Here is a 22,328-nt window from a genome sequence, read left to right on the forward strand (position 1 = left end):
ATGTCCATCGGCACCGCCAATTCCGGACTCGAATCATCGGACTCTTCCGTTTTTGGAATCCCGTTGAATCACCTGAATCGATCGCGATTCGAGGACTGGGGACAATCCGTTGACAAAGCGGATTCGGTGTCTGTGTTCGTTGGTGGACTGGATGAGTTTATTGGTGACGCGAACAACCGGATGTTGCGTTGCCTGACGAAAGCAGAACAGTTCTTTGCGGCGGCGTTGTTGGTGACGCAAAGCCAAAGCGATCCCGACGCGGACGAACCGGCTCGAACACTTTCGCCGATGGTGCTGTATGGCGAAACGGGAACGGGGAAAACATCATTGGCACTTTCTTTGGTCTCCCGGATTTGTGCTTCGATGGACCATCCCGAAGACGCAACCAGCGACAGACCTGTTTGCTTTGCTGGCAGCGAATTCTTCCGACGCTACGTGGCAGCGATGGACCGTCAGTCACTGGGTGAGTTTCGACAACGAATTTTCGATAGCCCTGGAATTCTGATCGACAACATTGGGCAACTGGAAGGAAAGCTGGGTGCTCAGCGCGAGTTGGTATTCCTGATCGACCAGTTGGATCGACTGGGCAAACCGGTCGTTATCACGATGCAGTCATCTCCTTTGGAGGCCAATCATCTTTTGCCTCAACTGCTGTCGCGACTTGGCGGTGGAATCGCACTTCCAGTCTTGCCGCCAGGAATTGATGCTCGACGCAAAATCATTTCTCGTCTCTCGGAAATTCATCGTACGCCGCTCGACTCGGAAGCCGCTGAGTGGGTTGCCAGACGAATGACCGTATCGGTGCCAAAACTGAATCACTTTTTCATCCAGCTGAAAACTGAACTGAAGTCGAATGGCGATTCGTTGCCGAATGGCAAACCGATTGATATGTCGACGCTGGGTTTGCTGTTTCGCCAGGACGAAAGCACGATCGATGCGATGGCGTGTCGCATCATTGAAACCGTCGCCGATGAATTTGACATGACGACGACTGTGCTGTGCAGCAATTCGCGAAAGCAGACGGTCGTGATGGCCCGTGGCGTAGCGATTTGGTTGTTGCGAACAATGCTGGGTCTGAGCTACCACGCGATTGGAACGCTGTTCGGTAACCGTGACCACACGACGATCTTGCATGCCTTCCAGAAATACGACTCACTGATTGAAACAGAAACTGACTCTGCGGAGTCAAACGCGTCGCTATGTAACCTTGTGCGGACTTTGCAGCTTCGGCTGAACGATACCTTTGCGGGCCAAATGACACTGATCCCGTAAAGAATGCCGCGGGACAAATTACCTGATACTAAAAAGGAAAACCTGTTTGCATTTTGTCAAACTGTTTCCTGAGAGCCTGGTTTTGAACTTCAAAGTTTGATTCCCGGTTTACTGACTTTATTTGATACTGACTAACAACCATTACAGTGACGCGTATATGACTACTTTTCCACTACGCTTCCGGCGACACAAGTTACCGGCTGTCGGTTAGTTGCGGCTGACGAAGACCAGTTACTGACAGTTTCGGCCGACACTACAATACTGATACAAAAGAATAAACTAACAATCATTTACGCTCACGCGTTCAAAACAGCTTCCTAGAAATCTCCCCTAGATCTCCTTTAGAGAATCAACGTGAAAATCAAGATCAACCGAGAAAGCTTCTTTAAGACTTTTCAGATTGCTGCCGCTGTTGCACCGGTTCGCAGCCCCAAAACAATCTTGCAAAACATTAAACTGAAAGTCGACAAAGACGGCGGCGAACTTTCTGCCACCGATATGGAAGTCGGCGTACGTTTGCAGGTACCCGATATCGAAGTCAGCACACCAGGCAGCGCGGTCATCCCGGTACAGCGACTCAGCATGATCCTGCGTGAGTCCAATGACGAGTTCCTTGAGATCGAGGCCGACGGTGAAAAGACCACGGTCACTGGTCAGAGCAGTCGTTTCGAGTTGCAGGCTCAGAACCCGGACGAGTTTCCGGAAGTCGCCGAGTTCACGGGCAAGGACTACTACGAGGTATCTGGGACGGTGCTTCGCGAACTGATCAAGCGAACTTTGTTTGCGACCGATGCTGAAAGTGCTCGTTATGCACTTGGTGGTGTTTTGTTGGAGATCGATGGCGAGACGTTGACGGCTGTCGGCACCGATGGTCGCAGGCTGGCCAAGATGAGCGGAGCGATCAGCAAGACAGGTTCGCCCAAGGACACTGGGGCGGCCACGATCGTACCGTCACGAGCCATGCAGTTGATGGAACGTATTCTTCCACAGGGCGACGAGAAAGTTCATTTCTTGCCACAGGCCAATGAACTGTTGGTGCGTGACGGCAATGGCGTATTCTATACCCGATTGGTCGAAGGCCGTTTTCCACCATGGCAGGATGTCATTCCAAAGCGGGATGAAACGAACAAGATCGACATTCCGGTCGGGCCGATGTATTCGGCGCTTCGCCAGGCAGCGATCGTGTCGAGCGATGAAAGTCGCGGAGTCGATTTTACGTTCGGTGGTGGATCGTTGGTGATGAGCAACAGCACGGCCGAAGTCGGTCAGTCTCGCGTTGAAATCCCGATCCCCTTTGACGAAAAAGAAGAACTGACGATCACGCTGGACCACCGCTACGTCGCGGATTTTTTGAAAGTGCTTCAGGCGGACCGCACGTTCACGTTTGATATTCAGAGCGGCGATCAGGCGGCTTACTGCCACACCGATGATGACTATGGATACGTCATCATGCCGCTGTCGAAGGATCGGAAATAACGATGGAGCCCGGGCAATACGACGAACAGGATTTCGATAACGCCAGCGATTTGGTCAAACTGCGCCAGCGTTATTTTCGTCGCCCAAAAACACCGGCAAACATCATCTCGCAGATGATGGCCAGGCAGGGTTACGGCCAGACGAAATCAAATGACGAACTGAACGAGGCGTGGGAGATTGCTTCCGGGCCGAGGTTCGCCAAAAACACCAAGGCTGGACGAATCAACCGCGGCGTTCTGGAAGTTCACGTTTCCAGTTCCGCGGCAATGAACATGCTCAGCTTTGAAAAGAAGAAACTGCTTTCTGCGATGCAGCAGCAGTTGCCTCAAAACAATATTAAAGACCTACGCTTTAAACTTGGAAACGTCGCCAGATGAGTAATAAACCAGACGATTACAGTTCCGATGACCTGAAACGGTTGACCGATTTGCAACATGTCCGCAAACGGCCAGGAATGTACATCGGAGACACCGGCACGGGCGGTTTGCACCATCTCGTCTATGAAGTCGTCGATAACTCAATCGACGAAGCAATGGCTGGACATGCCACGACGGTGACGGTCATCATCAATCCGGATGGTTCCATTACCTGTATCGATGACGGTCGAGGGATTCCGGTGTCACGTCACGAACAGCTCTCGGCTCAGGAAGACCGGGAAGTGACAGCGCTTGAAGGCGTGATGACGATGCTCAAGTTTGGCGGAAAGTTCGCCGACAAAAGCGACAACTCGGAAGAGAAGGCGGCTTACAAAGTATCCGGCGGTCTTCACGGCGTTGGTGTGACGGTCGTTAACTTCCTCTCCGAATGGGCAGAAGTCGAAGTCTACCGCGAAGGGCACGTCTACCAGCAAAGCTACGAACGCGGTGTCCCAACCGGTGCGGTAACCAAAAGCGGAAAGACTACCAAGCAGGGAACGAAGACGACTTTCAAGGCTGACCCGCAGATCTTTGAAACGACCAAGTACGAACGCTCAGTGTTGATGAAACGTCTGCAAGAGTTGGCATTCCTCAACAGCGGAGTTCGCATCGTTTTCACGGATGCCCGGATCAATGAAACTGACGAATTCCACTACGAACGCGGAATCATTGAGTACGTCGAGTATCTCAATCGAGCCAGCGATCCGATTCACAAAGAAGTGATCTACGTTTCGGGTGAAAACGAAGGCGTCGGGTACGAACTGGCGATCCAGTACACGACCGACCATACCGAAAAGGTTCACTCGTTTGCGAACAATATCAACACGCACGAAGGCGGAACCCATGTCTCGGGTTTTCGCTCGACGTTGACGCGGACGCTCAACAGTTACGGAAAGAACAATAAACTCTATCCGAAAGATCTGGGAGTCACCGGCGAAGACTTCCGCGAAGGACTCACCGCAATTCTTTCGGTAAAAGTCCCCGAGCCGCAGTTCGAGGGCCAGACGAAAACGAAGCTTCGAAACAGTGAGGTCGAAGGAATTATCAGCTCGGCGTTTGGTGAGTTTTTCAAGACTTACCTCGAAGAGAATCCATCGGCTGCCAAGACGATTATCAAGAAAGGTATCCAGGCGGCCGAAGCACGCGAAGCAGCGAAAGCGGCTCGAGAGAAGATTCGTCGCAAGTCAGTTTTGGGCGGCAGCGGACTGCCGGGTAAGCTTCGCGATTGTCTCAGCGACGACGTAGAGAAGTGCGAAATCTACCTTGTGGAAGGTGACTCGGCCGGTGGATCGGCCGAAGGTGGTCGACTGAAAGAGTTCCAGGCGATCCTGCCTCTTCGCGGTAAAATCATCAACGCGTACAAGGCTCGTGAGGACAAAGTTTTGGCCAACGAAGAGGTCCAGAGCATCATCAATGCCCTTCGAATCGGTGTCGGTGAAACGCAGGACCTGTCGAAACGACGTTACGAAAAAGTCATCATCATGACCGATGCCGACGTCGACGGTTCGCACATTCGTACCCTGCTGTTGTGCTTCTTTTATCGACAGATGTATCAGCTGATCGAACAAGGTCACGTTTATGTCGCCTGCCCTCCCCTGTTTCGCGTGAAGCAGGGAAAGAAGACTTACTACGTTCAAACGGACGAAGAGATGCGGGCTCAGTTGCTCGATCGTGGTCTCGAAAACACTTCTTTCGAAGGCGAAGGAATCAAGGTCGAAGGCGAAAACATGCGGAAGCTGTGCGTGACACTCGCCAGCATGGAAGACGCGATTCTCGCGCTTGAACGTCGCGGGATCAACTTGAAAACGCACTCCGAAAGAATGGACAACGACGGTCGACTACCGGTCTTTCACGCGTTTCTGGGTACGGTTGAAAAGTGGTTTACTGATCGCAAAAGCCTGGACGAGTTTATCAAGAGCCACGAATCGGAATCGGGCGTTGAAGTTACGATCGAGACTGAACAGGATGCGGGCGCAAAAGAAGCTGCTGGTGAAACAGTCGACACCATCAATACGCTTCGGATCAACGAGTTTCACGAAGTCCGTACCATCAATTCAGGACTCAAGGCACTCGATGAGTTCGGTTTGGGAATCGGAGCACTGCTGCCGGTTGATCGAACGGGACTCGAAACGCCACGATTCATTCTTTATAAAGGCGAAACCGAAAACCCGGTCGCTGATCTTCGCGGCTTGATCGCCAGTGTTCGTGCTCTCGGAGAGAAAGGCATTCACCTGACACGTTTCAAAGGCCTCGGTGAAATGAATGCGGAAGAGCTTCGTGAAACGACGCTTGATCCGGACAACCGCACGCTGATCCAGATCAAGATGCCAAACGTAGCGGAGGCCGACGACATGTTCCGTATCCTGATGGGGGACAAAGTCGAACCTCGCCGAGAGTTCATAGAGAAATACGCGCTCGATGTCAGCGAACTGGACGTTTGATCTTCGACGGCAAAGCGCCGTCGCCAACGTAAACTCAATGCAGGAAGAAACTGATGGAGAACCAGGCCTCAAACCAGTTTTCCATTCAACGTCTGTTCTGGACGCTGATCGTCGCATCGGTCATTTTTAAGCTGGCCGATATGACGGGCATCGTCGACGCGTTTTCATCCAGTTGGAAGTTTGCTCGCGGGAATGGCCAGGTCGGCGTCATCATTTCCGTTATCATTCTGTCGCTGGTGGTGATGGTCTATATTGGCTGGATCGGTTTGCGTTTGCCGTGGCTGATTGAACAAAGCAGCGAAATCAGAAAGAAGCGTGCGCAACGTCGCAAACAGTTGTTGCGGGAACTTGAATCCCGCCAGAAGTAGCCAATCCAGTCGCGGCGGCGATCGACGAAATTGACTATTCAAAGTTTTGGAATGCCGTTTCCCCTCAGACGATTCGCACCCAGACGATAGATTCGTTGCTTCCTTCACGCTCAAGGGTTGTCCCTCGTTCAACGTATAACCGGCGAATACGGTTCGAGCGAGACGTTCCAGACCTCTTATCGCTTGACTTCTATATAAGTAAACGTCACTCCGCAGCATAGGCTCGCGCCGAACGGTAAATCGCGAGTCAGCGTTGTTTGCGTGGGAGCGATGTTGCAGGATTGACGTTCGGCAAAGGCATCTTTCGATCCATTGATTCCGATGATGCTTTCGAAATGCATAGTGCTGACCCTCAACGGTACAGGCGGCGACAGTCGCGCTACGGACATCTGGCCGTTTTCTCTACCGAAGCCCATGGTTTTCATTACCAGGAACCTAGGGTTTTAAGAACAAAACGGAATCGAAAGAATCTGCTTTCAATTTGGGATAAGCGATGAGCAATATACTTTTGGAAAATCTTCCATCTCCACCCGAGGTAGCGATCAAGCTTCTGGATCAGTTTGCGGAAGCGGACGTGAATCTCAACGAACTGGAGAAAACGATTAGCGCTGGCCCGACGTTGGCGGCTCGAATTGTTCAGTTTGCAAACTCGGCCAGTTTTGCAAGGCAACGTGCAGCCACGTCGCTCAAGCAAGCGATGATGGTCATTGGGATCAAAGGTGTCAAAGTTTTGGCACTGTCATTTTCACTCACGGAAATGGGCGAATCGAAACAGGAAGGGCGACGATTCTGTTTCAACGAATACTGGCGTTTTTCACTTGCTTGTGCCGTTTCTTCCAAGACGCTCTATCGCGAGATGTCCAAAGACGAAGAAACCGGGTTCCTGTTCGGACTGTTGATGAATATCGGACAACTCGCGCTTGCATGCAGCCAACCCGACCAATACGAAGAGATGCTTGGCGAGACGTCGATGAATGATCCGTCCCTGATTGAAAAAGAAATTAGCACTTTCGGGCTCAGTCGTTACGAACTGGCCCAAGCTGCGATGGAGTCGCTCGGATTTCCACCGTCGATCACGGCCGCTTTCAAAGAAATGAATGCGGGAAACCGAGACCGACCAGAGGCGAAAATCATCGAGGTCACGCACGCGATGAGCTGTCTGTTCCTCAACGAAGATCTTGACGGCAACGCCGTTCGGGACTTTTCGGAAAAGCTTGCGGAACTCACTCAGAATGGACTGGAAGAGAATCGCCAATCCTACGATACCGCGTTGGAGGAGTACAAAGAAATCGCCAGTGTCCTGTCTTACAAGAGTCCGTCACCGAAGAGTTTGAAGGAAATAGAAAACGAAGCCAAGCACTCGATCATCCAGATGACGATGGCGCTTCATCTTGACAAAGCCCAAGTCGAAAAAGAGAACGACGAGCTGAAAGATTTGGCGATGCTGGATGAACTGACGGGGCTTGGGAACCGGCGGCAGTACGAGCAAATGATTCAGTCAGAGATTTCGAGGTGCAATCGCCTGAATCGTCAGTTAGTGCTTTGGATTATTGACATCGATAACTTTAAATCGATCAATGACACCTACGGACATGCCACGGGCGACGCGATTTTGATTGAGGTAGCGTCTCGAATGGGCAGATCCACACGCGGATATGACTTTCTGTTCCGCATCGGTGGTGAAGAGTTCGTGGTCATTCAATCCGAATCGACCGTCGATACGTGCGAAGTTGTTGCGGAACGCCTCCGCAGCGAAGTCGCCAATCGTCCGTTCGTAGTCGACGATCTGGAGATACCGATCACGATCAGTTTGGGAGGAGCGATCTTTGGTTACGGTTCAGCAACGACGAAAGAGCAGTTGTTTGAATTGGCGGACAAGAATCTCTACGCGGCGAAAAACGGAGGTCGGAACCAGTTCGTGATCGATCGCGATACGGAGTTGAATGTACCGACAGGTCCCACGAACCAGTTTTTTACAGCACTTCATGCAGAAAACAGCTGACGTCAGCGCGTGTCGTTTGAGTTTCAAACGTCCTGACGTGCTACTTTGTGACTTGCAGGATCGCTCGCGTTTTCTCGCTGGTATCTGGTTTGTGCCAGCGGCTATCTGATCTTGGTCAGATCGATTGCCTGAACGCCTTTCGGCTGCGGCATCGACCACATCTGAGCGGGATCTCCGTAGAGCGAATCAAACTGAAAGTCACTCGCTTCGATCACCATCTTCGCTTCCTGTCCGTTTTGAAACAGGTGCATTTCGATCTTCTCCGGCAGCGACACACCCTGCTTTGGAAACGATTTATAGTCTTTCGAATCGGTGTACGCGATCAAGTTCTCCTGACTGTCGTACAACGCCTGCTGCAATACCGTACCGTTCACAGCATGGATCAAAGTGACTCGAAAGTTTGGCCCGTTGGGAGTGCGGCGGATTGTGAAAAGTTTCAAATATCCTTCTGGCGTAACGTCTGGACCTTTGTGAACATCGCCCGGTTCGAACTGTAGCAAGCCAAGACCTTCCAAAAGCCAAACTGGTTCCAAAGGAATCGCCTGACGAACGGAAGACTGAGCATACCGGAAACCTTCGTGGCTGGCGTGAAAGATCGCTGGCCTCTGGTTTGGCAAATTGACTTTCGTCCAAACCCAAAAATCCTGATTGTTGCTTCCAACGTCGACGCCGAACTGGCTAACGCCCATCACACCGGCTTTAATTCGTAGCCGCCGTGGCAATTCCAGTTGCATTGTGCCGCGAAGCTTCGGAGTACCGTCGAGGGAAATGCGAAGGTCGCTGCTGAGCTGTTTGAATTTTGAGTTGATGCTGTTGAGATGCTGAAGCAGTTCGGCCTGGGTGGGCTTTCGATTGAAGACCACTGGCATCGGGTCCGCTTTTTTGCCAAAGCGAAACAGTTGAGCCGACGCAGTCCCGCAACAAACCTTGCTAACGGCGACAGCAATGATGAAACCCAGAAACAGGCGAAGGTGCGAGCCACGGTAGATTCGATTTGAAATCACGATTCAGTCTCGTCTTCCGCTGGGATGGGTTGATTGGAGAACAGATGCTCTGCCAGTTCGTTCTGGATGGACTCGATTTGTTGGTCGGCTACATCCATGTCGACGACTTCGTAAGTTTCCGAAGTCTTTCGATCCACCAGGATAGAAGCAGTCCCGTCTTCTGTTTCGATCGAATCCTTCAGGCTCAGGATTCTCTTTTGCAACAACAACAGGCTCATCACAAACGCAAACTCCGGACGATTCTTTTCCAGTTGATGCCTGAAGTAGGCCAACAAAACACTTCGCGGCGCCCAATAGACTTTCCCGGTGTCCAGGTCCGGAACCTGTTGCTTCCAAAATCCAATGCAATCATCGCCCGGGCCTTCCCACGCGTCGGTTGAAAAATCCAGCCGCGTCGTCTGACCATCAGCCAGTTCAATCAGTGCTGACCAGTAGATTTCTCCGGGATCAAGCAATCGTTCCGTCGCAGAGCACTTCTTTCCTCCGCGTCGAAAGTCGTATTGCTGCATCATTGAACTGCTACCACAAAAAGAAAATGGTGGGGGACTTTAGAGTTTTCCCTGAACCGCAGCAAGTGTTCTTACCGATTAAACCGTTGGCTTCTGCCCAACAGGAAAAGTTTTCAGCTAGCATCCGCACGTTGGCTGGAACACGGAAGCCAGACCCGGACTTCGACAGCTCTGTCACACAACCCGCTTTCCCGCAAATCGCTGAATCAAGGAAGATATCATGCGCTCAAAATCAAACGGTACCAAAAGCAAACGCCGCGCCCGTTCGCAGAAATCAGCAATGAGCTACGGTGCTCTGGAAGCCAGAAACCTGCTGGCAACTTTGGTCGAATTCAACGCCGTTGACAGCCAAATCTCTGTCAACATGGACGCCAACAACGACATCGCCGTGATTGGCATCGCTGATAATGGAAACGTGACCGTCAACGGAAGTCAGGACCTTGATGGGAAAACTTCTGGGGTGCAATCCGTCGAAGCCGGTTCCTTGAAGCACATTTTCGTTTCAGGTGATGTGAATCGGACGGCTCAGGAATTTTCGTTCGTCAACGACTTCACACCAGAGCGAGCTTTGTACTCGGTTCAACTACAAAACGTCAGCCAGATCACGATCAATGGTCAGTTGAACGTTCGCGAAAACTTCCTCGTATCCATGAACGGCCAGGGCGGTCGCATCGGTGACTCAACCAGCGGTCAACTGGTTGTTGGAGGCCTGACAAAGATTGATGCCGGCGCCAATACAGTCGGTCTCAACAACGCAAACAACGACTTCAGCGAACTTTATGTCGGGACTTCTGGCAAACTTCACAACGCGGTCATCACAGACATCAACGATGTCATGCTAACCGGAGTTGAGACATCAGGGAACTTTACGCTGACAGCCGGTGGCGATGTTGAAGATGTTGCGAACGCAAAGATCGAAGTTGCGGAGGACGCATTCTTCACCGCCAAATCGATTACGCTTGGCGACCACGAAGGAGACAGTACCAACTTCTTCCGTTCATCGTTCAATGCATCAGGCCATGTCGAAGTCCAGGAAGACTCCAACATGATCTTGATCGACAGTGAGGCCGGTTCAATGACGCTCCGCTCGGTCGGAGTCATTCAGGACGGACTTCGAACAACGATCAACGTCAGCGGACTGGCTCAGTTCTTCGGCAACAATCGTGTTCGCATCGGCGAGGGTGGACTCGATACCTTCAACGCCGGATCGATCCAGTTTCAGTCCAACGGGCACGTTCATATCTCGGAGAACAGTGACACGGTCATAACTGGCGACAACAGCGCATCGTCGCTGAACATCAAATCGTGGGGTCGCGTTGGCGATTTCGTAGGCACCACAATCAATGTTGCCAATGAAACAGGCCTGGAAGGGATCAGCGTCGTGCTTGGCGATTCCGCAACCGACGTCTTCAACACCGGATCGATGTACTTTTGGACTTCTGAACTGTTCTCGGTCAACGAAGACTCCAACAGTCACATCATCGAAACCAAAAACCGCGCAGGTGACTTCCAGTTGCAATCCGCCGGATCGATTACCGATGCGGACGATTCCAGAATCACTGTTGATGGTGTCGCCAATTTCAAGGCCAACAATGTTAACGTCGGGGATTCGCAGGACGACTGGTTTGTAGCCGGTTCAGTAAGCTTCGAAACATCGGGCCAGTTCAAGCTTTCAGAGAACAGCGACTTGCAAATCGTTGGCGAAAACTCGGCTGCCAAGTCCGTGATCAACTCCAGCGGTAACATCACCAACGATGTGAACGCCAAAGTCGACGTACGAAATTCAGCAGCGTTCTTTGCGGATAACATTGTGCTTGGAAACCGAAGTGGCGACCAGTTCAACGCTGGCACGATCGGCTTCCGCACCGCTGACGACGCCAACGGGCTGGTTCAGATTGAAGAAGACAGTCATACCAACGTTGGCGGCAATAACGTCGCGAAAACACTGCAGATCGATTCTGCAGGCGACATTACCGATGGTCCAAAATCGATTATCAACGTCTCGGGAAACACCCGTTTCACGACCGCCAACAATGGTCGAATCGTCGTTGGTGATTCCGGGTACATGAGTGATGGCACAAGATATGACGCCGCATTCGAAACACGAACGCTGACGGTACAGAGTGACGGAACGGGCAATGTTGTCGTCGAGGAAGACGGCGACATTGTGCTCAAGGGCGACAACCGTGCGAACTCAATGTCTCTTATGACTCTTGGAGCAGAAGGCAAAATTCTGGACACGCCAGAAACAACGCTGGCCGTGCGTTACAACCTGAACGTCGAAGGCAGCTTGATCAATCTTGGTACTGACGTGCTACCAAACGGTTCATCGACGGACCGGCTTGAGTTCGCATCGCTGACTTTCAATTCGACAGGCAATGTGAAACTTTCCGCGGACGATTCGTTCTTCCTCACTGGCAGCAGTACGACCGGAGGTTTCCTGACGCTGGAATCTGAAGGCGACATTCGCTCAACGAGCGGATCTGAGCTGCTCACCGAAGCTGGTGCCCAATTCGATGGCATGGATATCCTGGTCGGCAACCTTGCCGATGACTGTTTCGATATCATCGACTCGTTCGAGGACGGTACCAAGCGACTGCTGGTCAATGGCGAAGGAATCGAAAACGTTCAACTCGGTTGCTCGGCTGGCGGCGATTCAGGCGTGGATTCATAGTCCGCGTTGGCTGATTTGCGACACAAGGAAGCGAAGGGATGTCACGGAAATGGCATCCCTTTTTTCTGACAGCCATTGAGACGTCAGTCCTTTTTGGCCTTCTTGAAGTTGATTTTGACGAACTCTGAATAGCCATCGACAACGGCCGTACCGTTGTCGATTTCGGCCGCGCGGAGTGCCTTGAGTTCGCTGTTCCTGGTGTCGTACTCGTCGGAAAACTTGTACTTTGGCCGTTTGTAGCTGCGAATCACGAAGGTTTCCTTGTCGACTTCTTCGCCCTGGCTGTCGACAGTTTTGAAGACTTCGTCCTTGAGGCTATCCATCTCGTCCTCGAGCCTGGAAACTTCCTGTTTGAGCCATGCGTACAGCTCGATCGGATCGGTTGGGCGTGTCATATCGGGTCTTTCAGAAAATGTGAGGTCTCCAATTCTACACTGACAAAGAGTCGAGTGAACCGACGTGGCACCTGCTTTGCCGTCCGGGCAAACGATCTGTGTATGAAAACCTGGCTGCAACGAATACGATACAGCAACCGAACAAGTGAATTTCAGGACTAAAGTTCCGTGCAAGCCCGACTACTGATCCCCAAAATCAAAAAGCTGTACGACAAGTACATGGAGTACGACGCGGATCAGCTGAAGAAAGAAACGCTTGATCTGGGTTTCGAATCGCGGACGCACGGAAACATCGAAGCTCTGGTCGCAAGAGGATTTGCTCTGGTCCGCGCCGCTTCGATGCGGGAACTGCAGATGGCGCACTACGATGTGCAGTTGACCGGGGGATTGGCGATGTGCCGCGGGCACGTTGCCGAAATGAGAACGGGCGAAGGAAAGACTCTCACAGCAACGCTGCCAATGTTCGTTCGTGCTCTCGCCGGCGAAGGTGCCTTGCTCGCGACCAGCAACGACTACCTGGCCTATCGCGATGCGATGTGGATGAAGCCAGTCTACAATCTGCTCGGTCTGAGTATCGGCGTGATTCAAACGGAGATGTCACGCGAGCAACGTCGCGAATCCTACAAATGCGACATTACGTACGGCACGATGAAAGAGTTTGGTTTCGACTTTCTTCGAGACCATGCGGCTCGCCGTGAGCAACAGCAGCGAGATTTCTACTACGGCGGCGCATCCGGTGGAGTCGCCCAGTCGCCGATGGCGGTATCTGTTCATCGCAAACCTCACTTCATACTGATTGACGAAGCTGACAGTATCCTGATCGATGACGCGAGAACGCCGTTGATCATTTCATCAGCCGGCGACGATTCCAGCCAGCAACAGGAGACCAGCCTCTATCAATGGTCGGCTGATTCGGCGCCGAAGTTCGAAGAGGATCTTCACTACTGGTATGATCGCGAACGCCGCAAAGTTGACCTGACTCCGGAAGGAACGGCGCTGGTTCGGGAAACCGTGAAGCCACGCGATCTTGCGGGTATTGGGCTGTTGCAAATGTACGATTTCATCGAGCGAGCGATTCAGGTTTATCGTGACTACAAAACGGATCGAGACTATGTCGTGAGAGACGGTGAGATCGTGATCGTAGACGAAGCCACGGGTCGGATCTCGGAAGGTCGTCGTTGGAGTCGCGGCATCCATCAGGCGATCGAAGCCAAGGAACACGTCAAGGTTTCGGTCGATACGGCAACGCATGCCAAGATCACGGTGCAGTCTTTTGTCAGTCGCTTTCCGCACATGGCCGGGATGACAGGGACGGCGTGGACGTCGGTTCGCGAGTTCAAGAAAATCTACGGCATGGGTGTTTCAGTGATTCCAACGAATCGCAAGCCGCAACGAATAGAGTTGCCGATCAAATACGCACCGACCGAGGAAGAAAAGCTACAGCAGATTGCTGTCGACGTTAAAGAAATTCACGAACTCGGTCGCCCGATTTTGATTGGTACTCGATCGATCGCCAAATCGGAGATCGTATCGAACGTGCTGCGACAGATCGGCGTTCAACATGACGTGCTCAATGCCCGGCAGATTGAACGCGAAGCCGAGATCGTCGAAAACGCTGGCCAGAAAAGTCGTGTTACCGTCGCTACAAACATGGCGGGTCGAGGTACGGATATCAAAATCGATGACGAAGTACGCGAGCTTGGCGGACTTCATGTGATCGGCACCGAGATGCATGAATCGAGTCGAATCGATCAGCAACTTTTTGGGCGCTGTGGTCGACAGGGAGATCCGGGTTCGGTCCAGCTATATATATGTGCCGAAGACAAACTGTTAGAGTCCGCGTTCGGGAAACAGAAAGCCGATCGAATTCGCAAGACGGCAAAGATTCGCGGTCGCCGATATTGGATTCGGCTATTTGAAAAAGCACAGAACAAAGTCGAGAGCCAGCACTATCGCTCTCGCAAAATACTGATGTTCAACGAAAAACAGCTGGCGAAAAGCCAACGAGAAATGGGACTCGACCCAATTCTGGACAATTTTGAATAACTACCGACGCTGGTGACGGTATCATTAGCAGGTAGCGAAACATACAGTTCAGCGCTGACAACAAATCTCGGAAGTCACCGACTTCTGTAACAAAGGACATCATACCACCCATCTGAACCGCTTCCTGGCCAAGAAAATGTACTTGTACGATATAACTTTAAAAACGGCGTTGCTGTTATTGATCACGTTGCACGTAGGATGTAGCAAGCCACCGCCTCCGACACCCCCGCCGTTTGTTGATTTGTCGGATTCGCTAACCGGAGAAGAAAAGCGTATTGCGGAGCTGATCACCAGCGAAGACTTGCTGTTGGATCTGACGAAAGACCTCCAGTCGATTGCAAGCCAGCTTCAAGGCGATGACGAATCGGTAGATCATTTTGCTACGCTGGACCATCTCACAGGTATCGCTGGCAGCCCGTCCTTCCATACCGATCAAAACATGCCTTCTCATGTTCAGGTCGCAAGCCTCAGCGTGGCTCAATTGCCGATTGGAAGTTCTCCGTGGAGTGCTATCTCCGACATGGGCGTAAAATGGTCGACGTTGAAGTTCGGTGTGCTCGATGCCGAGTTTTCCAATGAGGAACGGACCGAGTTTACGCTCGAAACCAAATCGGAAGCTCGTGGCTCAGGCAATGATGAACTTTACGGGCTCAAAGGTCATCAGCAACTGGTTTTTGCCTGGAAGAAAGATAGCTGGCGATTGTCAGAATGGATTCAGGAAGACTTGAAGTTGATGAAGTCTTCTCATCAACTGTTTCGCGACGTGCTTCCAGATGTGATCTCCGACCCGGAAGCGCTTGATAAAGCCACCCGCAGCCACAAAGATGAAATCATTATCGACTGGTCGAAGCGGGGTCAAATCAAGCTTCCGCGGATGGACGTCACCAGTTGGGCATGGATCGGATCGAATCATATTTTCCCATCCGTGTCAGCGGTGGACTACAACACCGACGGCTACGATGACCTGTTCCTGACGTCACGTTGGGGACCGACTCAAATGTTGAAGAACAACGGGGACGGGACTTTCGATGATGTGACCGAAGAAGTCGGGCTGAGCGAACCGTACATGGTGAACACAGTGCTGTTCGTCGATCTGGACAACGATGGCGACAAAGACGCTTTCATCGGTCGTCCGATGGAGAAAGCCAGGTATATGCGAAACGACGACGGCAAGTTCGTCGATGTCACTGAAAGCCACTCGGACCTGGGCGATCAATACTTTGTCAGCAGTATCACGGCCTCAGACGTAAACCGCGACGGTCTGCTGGATCTGTACCTGACCAGTTACGTGCCGCTGCAAAGTAAAACCGTTCGATTTGAGGATCGCTTTCTGACAGAAGAAGAGCGGGAGCAATACAACCTGCGAGTCGCCACAACTGACTTTTGGGTTGAGATGTCGGGTGCATCAAACGTGTTGCTGATGAATCGTGGCGGTGGAAAACTCGAACGCGTCCCGTACGACAATTTGCTGTCTCAATGGCGTCGCTCGTTTCAGGCCACGTGGGCTGACTACGACAACGATGGAGACGACGACCTGTATGTCTGCACCGATTTTGCGCCCAATGCGTTGTTAAGAAACGACACTCCCAAAGGTGCCGCACAACCGGTGTTTAGTGCTGCCGATGATGTGTTTCCCAAAGACCTGCAGGGATTTTCCATGGGTGGATCGTGGGGAGACTATGACTCTGATGGTGACCTCGATTTGTACGTATCGAATATGTACTCCAAAGCCGGTCGTAGGATACTTTCCCGGTTGGGAACCGAGGACGGGCGACTGATCGCGTCAGCGGCCGGAAACTTTCTGTTCGAGAATGAAGATGGCCGATTCTCTCAGGTCGCCGGTGACGGAAAACAGGCTGTCGATAAAGTTGGCTGGTCGTGGGGAGGTCAATGGTCGGACTTTGATAACGATGGAGACCTGGATCTTTATGTTCCCAGTGGATATCACACGGCGCCGAAAGAGATTGCCGGTGTTGATACGTGAAGTTGCCTCTGGCGTACGGTCGTACGCAAAGACATGACTCAAACAGACGGCTTTCGCGAAGCCGAGGTGTGGAAAAAACAAAGGTATACACCGAAGCTAAAAGTAGAAAACAAGATCGATCCGCTAACGGGCAAAAGGCCGGACTTCAACTTCACCAGCAACTCGCTCAGCGGCAACGAACGCAACCGAATGTTCCTGCAGCATGATCAAGGGAACTTTAGCGACGTTTCGCTTGTCAGCGGTGCCGACGATACCGCTGACGGACGCTCCTTCGCGTTGCTTGATTTCGATCGCGATGGCTGGACAGATATCGCCATGATGGGTCTCAACGCGCCCCGATTCCGGCTTTATCGCAACGAAATTGGCGATCTCTATCCGGATCGAAAAGCGTATCGATTCCGCCTGGTCGGAGGACTTACCGGTTCCGAAGCTTCGACGGATCAACTCAGTAACCGTGACGCAATCGGTGCAAAGGTTAAAATCACCTTTAGTTCCGGGCGCGTCTACAGCCTCCACAAACAGGCCGGCGAAGGGTTTGCGAGTCAGAACTCGGAGGTGCTTTCCATTGGTGTCAGGCCGGGCGAAGAAGTTGAAAAACTGGAAGTCAGTTGGCCGGGTGGAACCAAAACGGAAGTTGGCAAAATCGACATGTCTGGCATCCAGGTCATTCAAGAGATCGATTAAGCCAAAGAATTTGCTTGCCAGACGCGTCTTTAAGACGAACAATAACAGACCATGGCAAAAATTCTGATAGTCGAAGATTCGCCCGTCGATCAGCTCTTGATCAAGAGGCTGCTGGTGCGGCCCGATTGGGTTTCGCAAATCGCCAGCAACGGAAAAGAAGCTCTCGAGCTCATTGGAAAACTCCGTCCGGACATCGTTGTGACCGATCTACAGATGCCGGTGATGGACGGGCTGGAACTGGTGAAAGCCGTGCGTGAGAACGACGCCGGATTACCGATCGTATTGGTTACCGCCAAGGGTTCTGAGCAAACAGCGGTTGACGCACTTCGCGATGGAGCAACTTCCTATTCGCCAAAATCAAAACTCAGTACCGATCTTGTTTCCACGATCGAACAGGTTCTGGAAATGTCGCGGCGAATGCGATATTCGCATGATTCGGAATTCTTTCCCACGCCGAAATCACACGCCGTTGTGCTGAAAAACGATTTGAAACTGATCGGCCCGACGATCGAAAACATGCAATCGCAACTTCCGGCCTGGAGCGATCGCGACCGGTTACAGATCGGCATGGCGCTCGATGAAGCACTCGTCAACGCGATGCATCACGGCAATCTGGAAGTCGATTCGACCATGCGTGAGGGTGACGAAACGAATTACTACGAGTTGATCCGCGTTCGCCAGGGCAAGCCACCGTGGAACGACCGAAAGGTCCGCGTCGAGTTCGAGTTTTCCGACCAGCATATTTGCATTCAGGTATCCGACGAAGGCAGCGGCTTCGATCCGGCAACGATTCCCGACCCGCGAACTCCCGAAAATTTGCATCGCGTTTGTGGACGCGGCCTGTTCTTGATTCGCAACTTTATGGATCAGGTTGCTCACAACGCGACCGGCAATCAGATCACGATGACCAAGCTGCGTGAAAAATAGCTGACAGCTACAGACCGAAGTACTCGTTCAGAAACGCTTTCCGATCCCCTTCATGTCGCGCGTACTGCACGATCGCCAACAGCTTTTCCTGATCGCGTTTAAGTTTGTCATCGATGAACGTGGCATCAAACTTGTCATCTGGAAAATCGGAAATTCGTTCCAGCTGCAGCGGTTCGATTGTGCCGCGAAAAACGTCCCAACGAATTAGCATCGAGAGTGCTGTTTCCAGGCGTCGATCATGTTTTTGGCGATGGTGAAGTTTCTCGCGCAACCACTCCAGTCCAAACGCGTTGCACTGTTCCAGATCGTTATCCAGAAAGTCAAACACGCGACGATAGAATTCCGCGTCCGGATTGCTCCAACGGATGAACTCCATCTGCGTCGCCAGATCGCGTTGGTCATAAAGCAGCAAACACTTCGAAGGCTGACCGTCGCGTCCGGCGCGGCCAATTTCCTGATAGTAGCTCTCCATCGAACCAGGCAAATCCGCGTGTAGCACATAGCGGATGTCCTCCTTGTCGATTCCCATGCCGAACGCATTGGTGGCCAAAACCAGAAAGTTATCGCCGCCCATAAACTGTTCCTGCAACTGCCGCCGTCGATTGCGAGGCAGATCGCCATGATAGATTAGATGGTCCACGCCCTGAGCCAACAGTCGATCGCTGAACTCGACCAGCTTGCGAATCAGCGTGAAGTAAACGATGCCGGGCCCGCTAACGGATGATCGCATCTCAACAATCCGATCCAGTTTCATGTCGTCGTCCCAAACTTCGTCGACCTCAAGTGACAGGTTCGGTCGATCGATGCCTTGATGAAACAGCAGCATCGACGCCGGAGTCTGGTCATCCGCATCTGCACCCCGAACCAGTTCCAGTCCCAACTGCCGCGCGATATCGTTCTGCACATCCACCGTCGCGGTTGCCGTCAAAGCGATTGTTGTTGGCGAGCCGAGAGACTTGCGAATGTCGCCGACTCGGGTGTAGTCCGGGCGAAAATCGTGGCCCCACTGGCTGATGCAATGAGCCTCATCGATCGCCAGAAGCTGAATCGTTCTCTGGTCGAGCACTTCCAGAAATTCTGGCTTTTGAAAACGCTCTGGAGTCACGTACAGCAAATCCCATTTGCCTTCTGCGATTCCCAGATAACGATGCTCTCGCTGACCGCGCTCCAACGACGAGTTGATAAACGTCGCGGAAACGCCTTTGCGGACCAAAGAGTCCACCTGGTCTTTCATCAATGCGATCAAAGGAGAAATGACCAGCGTCAAACCTCGCCGCTCTGTTTGCCGACTGGCCAGGGAAATCGCAGGTACCTGAAAACAGAGGCTCTTGCCCATTCCCGTCGGCATGATGACCAGGGAGTGTTGGTCGCGCAGCGTTCGTTCGACAATCGCTTCCTGAAATCCGCGAAACGAGTCATAGCCAAAAGTGCGTTTCAGGATCTGTTGAGGAGACTGGACTGCGGAATCTTCAGACAAAGTTTACTTTCAAAAACGGGGCCTTGGGCCGTTGAACGTCCGGTGCTAGCATCCAAATGGCCCACGTTACCATTTTGCCTATCCAGACACCGTAGTTTACATACAATTTCCGGTGGCTCGGAAGCCAATGGAATCATCATGACTACTGCAGCAGTGAGCATCGTCACTGAAAGGACTCGTCAATGACTCGCAGCAACTATCGCTTCATTTGCATCGCTCTGTTCACTTTCGCCCTCGTCGTATCCACGTCGGTGAGCACAGGGCAGTCGCAGGAAACAGCGAAACCATTCGAAGCCAGATTTTGGCAGTTCTTGATGGGTAACAACTACAAGAACTGGGCTCCGGCTCCTGGTCAGGATGGTGACTTTTACAGTGGACAGGTGCCGCACGGTGCCCTGCTGAAAATGTACATCAATCGAGCTGCAGCCAGCGATGTCGATGGGCTCAGAATTGGCAGCGTGGTAGTCCTTGAGAACTATCGATCGGATCGATCACTCAAAACTATTTCAGTCATGTATCGAACCGAAGGCTTCAATCCATCGGCCAACGATTGGTACTGGGTCGAATACAATCCAGACGGCACCGTTGTCAAAGAAAGCTCTACCGGACAGCCACAGGGCCAATCGGGAACTGCGATGCTTGTTTCGTCGAAATCGACCAAGCTGCTGGGCAAGTCCAGTCGTTGCATTTCCTGCCACGATCAAGCTGAAGGGTCCGATTTTGCTTTCTTCAACGATCGTGAAGATTCCAGCGTCGCAGGCAGCCAAAAAGCCGAAACCCTTTCGCTACGTTAAGCTCGCTGCGACAGAACGGGGTGAGAAACAGGACAAAGCCGTGCCAGGATCACAACTGGTGGTTAACGTTCTTCGGTATGCCCCGACGTGGCTGTTTGCTTTGTCAGATGTCCGACAATGGACTATCTTGGAAGGGACCGCCCCGGTACAGCAATCGAGTTGTGACGGCGAACCCAATTCCATCTGAAGCGTTCCATGTCGCAAGAATCGGCTCTGAAAGTACTCCATGAACTGACCGCCGCCGGTCTGCTTTCGTCGGACGCGGTGACGCGGTTCAGCACCGAAATAGAATCCGGCGCTGATGCGCTGCTGGATAAACTGTTGGCTGAAAACGTAATCACGCAATGGCAAGCCGACAAGTTTCGTGCTGGTCAGGCGAGCGACATTTTCCTCGGCGAGTATCTTGTCCTTCGAGAGCTTGGACGCGGCGGCATGGGCACGGTTTTGCTGGCTCGGCATCGTCGCATGGATCGCGAAGTCGCCATCAAGGTTTTGCCCGTGACCGCGATGGAATCGGAGTCAGCAGTGGCTCGTTTTTATCAGGAAGTCAAAGTCGCCGCCAAGCTGATTCATCCGAACATCGTTCACGCTTACGATGCCGGCGAACATCATGGATTTCACTATCTGGTGATGGAATTCGTCGAAGGCCACGACCTCGCGCACGTGGTTCACGAGATCGGACCGCTGCCGCTTTCGATGGCGTTGGACTATCTCCGTCAGGCTGCCGTAGGACTCAAATGGGCTCATGGTGAACAGGTCATCCATCGGGATATCAAACCTTCGAATCTGTTGCTCGACAGTAAAGGCAACATCAAAATCTTGGACATGGGACTGGCGAGAGGCACCGGCAGCAACGGTACGCTTGACGGGAAATCAATTCATCTGACGACCACTGGCCAGGTAATGGGAACCGTAGAGTTCATGTCGCCTGAGCAAGCCGAAGACACGCGGCTTGCGGACGAACGTTCCGATATCTATTCGCTCGGTTGCACCTTCTATCGATTGCTCAACAACGTCGGTCCGTACTCGCGGGACACCGTTGTCAAAACCATTCTGGCGCACCGCAACGAACCGATTCCGCGGCTTCCTCAAACTGGCGATCCGCTGCAGGACGGGGCGCAATTGATCTTTGAGAAAATGGTGGCCAAGCGACCTGAAGATCGATACCAGGACATGGAACAATTGATTTCAGACATCGACCAAATCGATGAGCTTGAGAATCAGGACGAACCGGTGACAGAACTTCGAGACGACGAAGTCATTGAGGTTCCGGAGCCGTCGATGAAAGTAGCGACGAAACCAGTAGCCTCGGAACCCATCGCATCAGAACCTGTTTCGACTTCCAGAGAGTTTCCGACCACCGCGGTGGCGATTCGGATTGAAGACGATGGCTCGATTACGAATCTACCGTCGTCCAGCAACGTTATCGATTTGTCGAACAACGATCTGGCTCATATCGCGCCAACGCTTGCCACTCCGGGTTCAGCATCGGCAAATACGAAACCATCCCAAGCCAACGTTTTTCGTATCGAAGAAGACAAACCATCGCGGGGACTGCAGTTGATCATCGGCGCCATTGTCGCCTTTGTGTTGGCTGTTGCATTGCCCTATGGAATCGCAGGACTATTCGTCGGCACCGCCGTGTGGTGGATTTCACGGCGTCATCAAAAAGAAATGAGAACCTGTATTCGCGCAGTCGATAGAATCTGGATGACCAGAGCTGCCAAGTTCGCTGCTCTTGCATCGGTGATCATCGGCGTCTTCCGACTTGTTTTCTTCTTCTAAACCAAGTTCAAAGTGAGCTCGTCTACTGTAAAAGGCGGTTCAACGTCGAGACAACAAAAAACGAAAAACTGACT

The 22,328-nt window shown here is 52.2% G+C and carries 17 protein-coding genes; 13 read left to right on the forward strand and 4 right to left on the reverse strand.

Translation table 11 applies throughout. The features are described from left to right. The 6 genes from MFFC18_RS00005 to MFFC18_RS00030 all read left to right on the forward strand — a co-directional run bounded on the left by MFFC18_RS00005 (position 1) and on the right by MFFC18_RS00030 (position 7,975). A complete protein-coding gene (locus MFFC18_RS00005) occupies positions 1-1,272 on the forward strand; it encodes a DnaA/Hda family protein (RefSeq protein WP_075085769.1) in 1,272 nt (423 codons plus the stop codon). A 354-nt stretch (positions 1,273-1,626) separates the two neighbouring features. Continuing rightward, positions 1,627-2,748: a DNA polymerase III subunit beta gene (gene dnaN / locus MFFC18_RS00010; protein ID WP_075085768.1), complete on the forward strand. Its 1,122-nt coding sequence runs from the start codon at positions 1,627-1,629 to the stop codon at positions 2,746-2,748. Positions 2,749-2,750: 2 nt separating this feature from the next. Continuing rightward, a complete protein-coding gene (locus MFFC18_RS00015; RefSeq protein WP_075085767.1) occupies positions 2,751-3,125 on the forward strand; it encodes a DUF721 domain-containing protein in 375 nt (124 codons plus the stop codon). Beyond that, positions 3,122-5,605, forward strand: a complete 2,484-nt coding sequence (locus tag MFFC18_RS00020) for a DNA gyrase subunit B (RefSeq protein WP_075085766.1) — start codon at positions 3,122-3,124, stop codon at positions 5,603-5,605. Before MFFC18_RS00015 ends, MFFC18_RS00020 begins: the two co-directional genes overlap by 4 nt. Before the next feature lie 53 nt (positions 5,606-5,658). After that, on the forward strand, positions 5,659-5,973 hold the full coding sequence (locus MFFC18_RS00025; protein WP_075085765.1) for a hypothetical protein: 315 nt from the start codon (positions 5,659-5,661) through the stop codon (positions 5,971-5,973). Between the two features lie 493 nt (positions 5,974-6,466). Next, positions 6,467-7,975 (forward strand): sensor domain-containing diguanylate cyclase, encoded by a 1,509-nt coding sequence (locus MFFC18_RS00030; RefSeq protein WP_075085764.1) that lies wholly within the window; start codon positions 6,467-6,469, stop codon positions 7,973-7,975. Between the two features lie 101 nt (positions 7,976-8,076). On the opposite strand, the gene MFFC18_RS00035 is transcribed toward MFFC18_RS00030, so the two are convergent. Both MFFC18_RS00035 and MFFC18_RS00040 read right to left on the reverse strand, forming a co-directional pair. After that, the gene (locus tag MFFC18_RS00035) at positions 8,077-8,979 is read right to left on the reverse strand and encodes a hypothetical protein (RefSeq protein WP_075085763.1); all 903 of its coding nucleotides are present in this window, start codon (positions 8,977-8,979) and stop codon (positions 8,077-8,079) included. After that, a complete protein-coding gene (locus MFFC18_RS00040) occupies positions 8,976-9,491 on the reverse strand; it encodes a hypothetical protein (RefSeq protein ID WP_075085762.1) in 516 nt (171 codons plus the stop codon). The genes MFFC18_RS00035 and MFFC18_RS00040 overlap by 4 nt, the downstream gene beginning before the upstream one ends. Positions 9,492-9,708: 217 nt before the next feature. On the opposite strand from MFFC18_RS00040, the gene MFFC18_RS00045 reads away from it, so the two are divergent. Next, entirely contained in the window at positions 9,709-12,162 is a 2,454-nt protein-coding gene (locus MFFC18_RS00045; protein WP_075085761.1) for a hypothetical protein, read from the forward strand. 83 nt (positions 12,163-12,245) lie between these two features. Here MFFC18_RS00045 and MFFC18_RS00050 read toward each other — a convergent pair whose 3' ends face one another. Then, positions 12,246-12,557, reverse strand: a complete 312-nt coding sequence (locus MFFC18_RS00050; RefSeq protein WP_075085760.1) for a hypothetical protein — start codon at positions 12,555-12,557, stop codon at positions 12,246-12,248. A 168-nt stretch (positions 12,558-12,725) separates the two neighbouring features. Between MFFC18_RS00050 and MFFC18_RS00055 the strand changes: the two genes are divergently transcribed. The 4 genes from MFFC18_RS00055 (at position 12,726) to MFFC18_RS00070 (ending at position 18,198) form a co-directional block, all read left to right on the forward strand. Continuing rightward, complete coding sequence (locus tag MFFC18_RS00055) at positions 12,726-14,603, forward strand: preprotein translocase subunit SecA (protein ID WP_075085759.1); 1,878 nt, start codon at positions 12,726-12,728, stop codon at positions 14,601-14,603. 142 nt (positions 14,604-14,745) lie between these two features. Then, positions 14,746-16,587, forward strand: coding sequence for an FG-GAP repeat domain-containing protein (locus MFFC18_RS00060; protein ID WP_162273983.1), 1,842 nt, complete (start codon positions 14,746-14,748; stop codon positions 16,585-16,587). Positions 16,588-16,620: 33 nt separating this feature from the next. Further along, positions 16,621-17,271, forward strand: coding sequence for a CRTAC1 family protein (locus tag MFFC18_RS00065; protein WP_075085757.1), 651 nt, complete (start codon positions 16,621-16,623; stop codon positions 17,269-17,271). A gap of 51 nt (positions 17,272-17,322) precedes the next feature. Beyond that, entirely contained in the window at positions 17,323-18,198 is an 876-nt protein-coding gene (locus MFFC18_RS00070; RefSeq protein WP_075085756.1) for an ATP-binding response regulator, read from the forward strand. A 7-nt stretch (positions 18,199-18,205) separates the two neighbouring features. Here the strand turns inward: MFFC18_RS00070 and MFFC18_RS00075 are convergent, their stop codons facing one another. Continuing rightward, positions 18,206-19,675 carry a RecQ family ATP-dependent DNA helicase gene (locus MFFC18_RS00075; RefSeq protein ID WP_075085755.1) on the reverse strand — a complete coding sequence of 490 codons (1,470 nt, stop codon included), beginning with the start codon at positions 19,673-19,675 and terminating at the stop codon, positions 18,206-18,208. Positions 19,676-19,857: 182 nt separating this feature from the next. Between MFFC18_RS00075 and MFFC18_RS00080 the strand changes: the two genes are divergently transcribed. Together MFFC18_RS00080 and MFFC18_RS00085 are read left to right on the forward strand one after the other, a co-directional pair. Then, entirely contained in the window at positions 19,858-20,469 is a 612-nt protein-coding gene (locus MFFC18_RS00080; RefSeq protein WP_075085754.1) for a hypothetical protein, read from the forward strand. Positions 20,470-20,664: 195 nt separating this feature from the next. After that, a complete protein-coding gene (locus MFFC18_RS00085; protein WP_075085753.1) occupies positions 20,665-22,254 on the forward strand; it encodes a serine/threonine-protein kinase in 1,590 nt (529 codons plus the stop codon). The last annotated feature ends 74 nt before the right edge of the window (positions 22,255-22,328 follow it).

This window comes from Mariniblastus fucicola, from assembly GCF_008087665.1.
Classification (GTDB): Bacteria; Planctomycetota; Planctomycetia; order Pirellulales; family Pirellulaceae; genus Mariniblastus; species Mariniblastus fucicola.

What these genes read in the sequence shown, in the direction of transcription:
- MFFC18_RS00005 (WP_075085769.1), top strand. Translation starts at nt 1, where the DNA reads ATGTCCATCGGCACCGCCAATTCCGGACTCGAATCATCGGACTCTTCC.
- MFFC18_RS00015 (WP_075085767.1), top strand. Translation starts at nt 2,751, where the DNA reads ATGGAGCCCGGGCAATACGACGAACAGGATTTCGATAACGCCAGCGAT.
- MFFC18_RS00020 (WP_075085766.1), top strand. Translation starts at nt 3,122, where the DNA reads ATGAGTAATAAACCAGACGATTACAGTTCCGATGACCTGAAACGGTTG.
- MFFC18_RS00025 (WP_075085765.1), top strand. Translation starts at nt 5,659, where the DNA reads ATGGAGAACCAGGCCTCAAACCAGTTTTCCATTCAACGTCTGTTCTGG.
- MFFC18_RS00030 (WP_075085764.1), top strand. Translation starts at nt 6,467, where the DNA reads ATGAGCAATATACTTTTGGAAAATCTTCCATCTCCACCCGAGGTAGCG.
- MFFC18_RS00040 (WP_075085762.1), bottom strand. Translation starts at nt 9,491, where the DNA reads ATGATGCAGCAATACGACTTTCGACGCGGAGGAAAGAAGTGCTCTGCG.
- MFFC18_RS00045 (WP_075085761.1), top strand. Translation starts at nt 9,709, where the DNA reads ATGCGCTCAAAATCAAACGGTACCAAAAGCAAACGCCGCGCCCGTTCG.
- MFFC18_RS00050 (WP_075085760.1), bottom strand. Translation starts at nt 12,557, where the DNA reads ATGACACGCCCAACCGATCCGATCGAGCTGTACGCATGGCTCAAACAG.
- MFFC18_RS00065 (WP_075085757.1), top strand. Translation starts at nt 16,621, where the DNA reads ATGACTCAAACAGACGGCTTTCGCGAAGCCGAGGTGTGGAAAAAACAA.
- MFFC18_RS00070 (WP_075085756.1), top strand. Translation starts at nt 17,323, where the DNA reads ATGGCAAAAATTCTGATAGTCGAAGATTCGCCCGTCGATCAGCTCTTG.
- MFFC18_RS00080 (WP_075085754.1), top strand. Translation starts at nt 19,858, where the DNA reads ATGACTCGCAGCAACTATCGCTTCATTTGCATCGCTCTGTTCACTTTC.
- MFFC18_RS00085 (WP_075085753.1), top strand. Translation starts at nt 20,665, where the DNA reads ATGTCGCAAGAATCGGCTCTGAAAGTACTCCATGAACTGACCGCCGCC.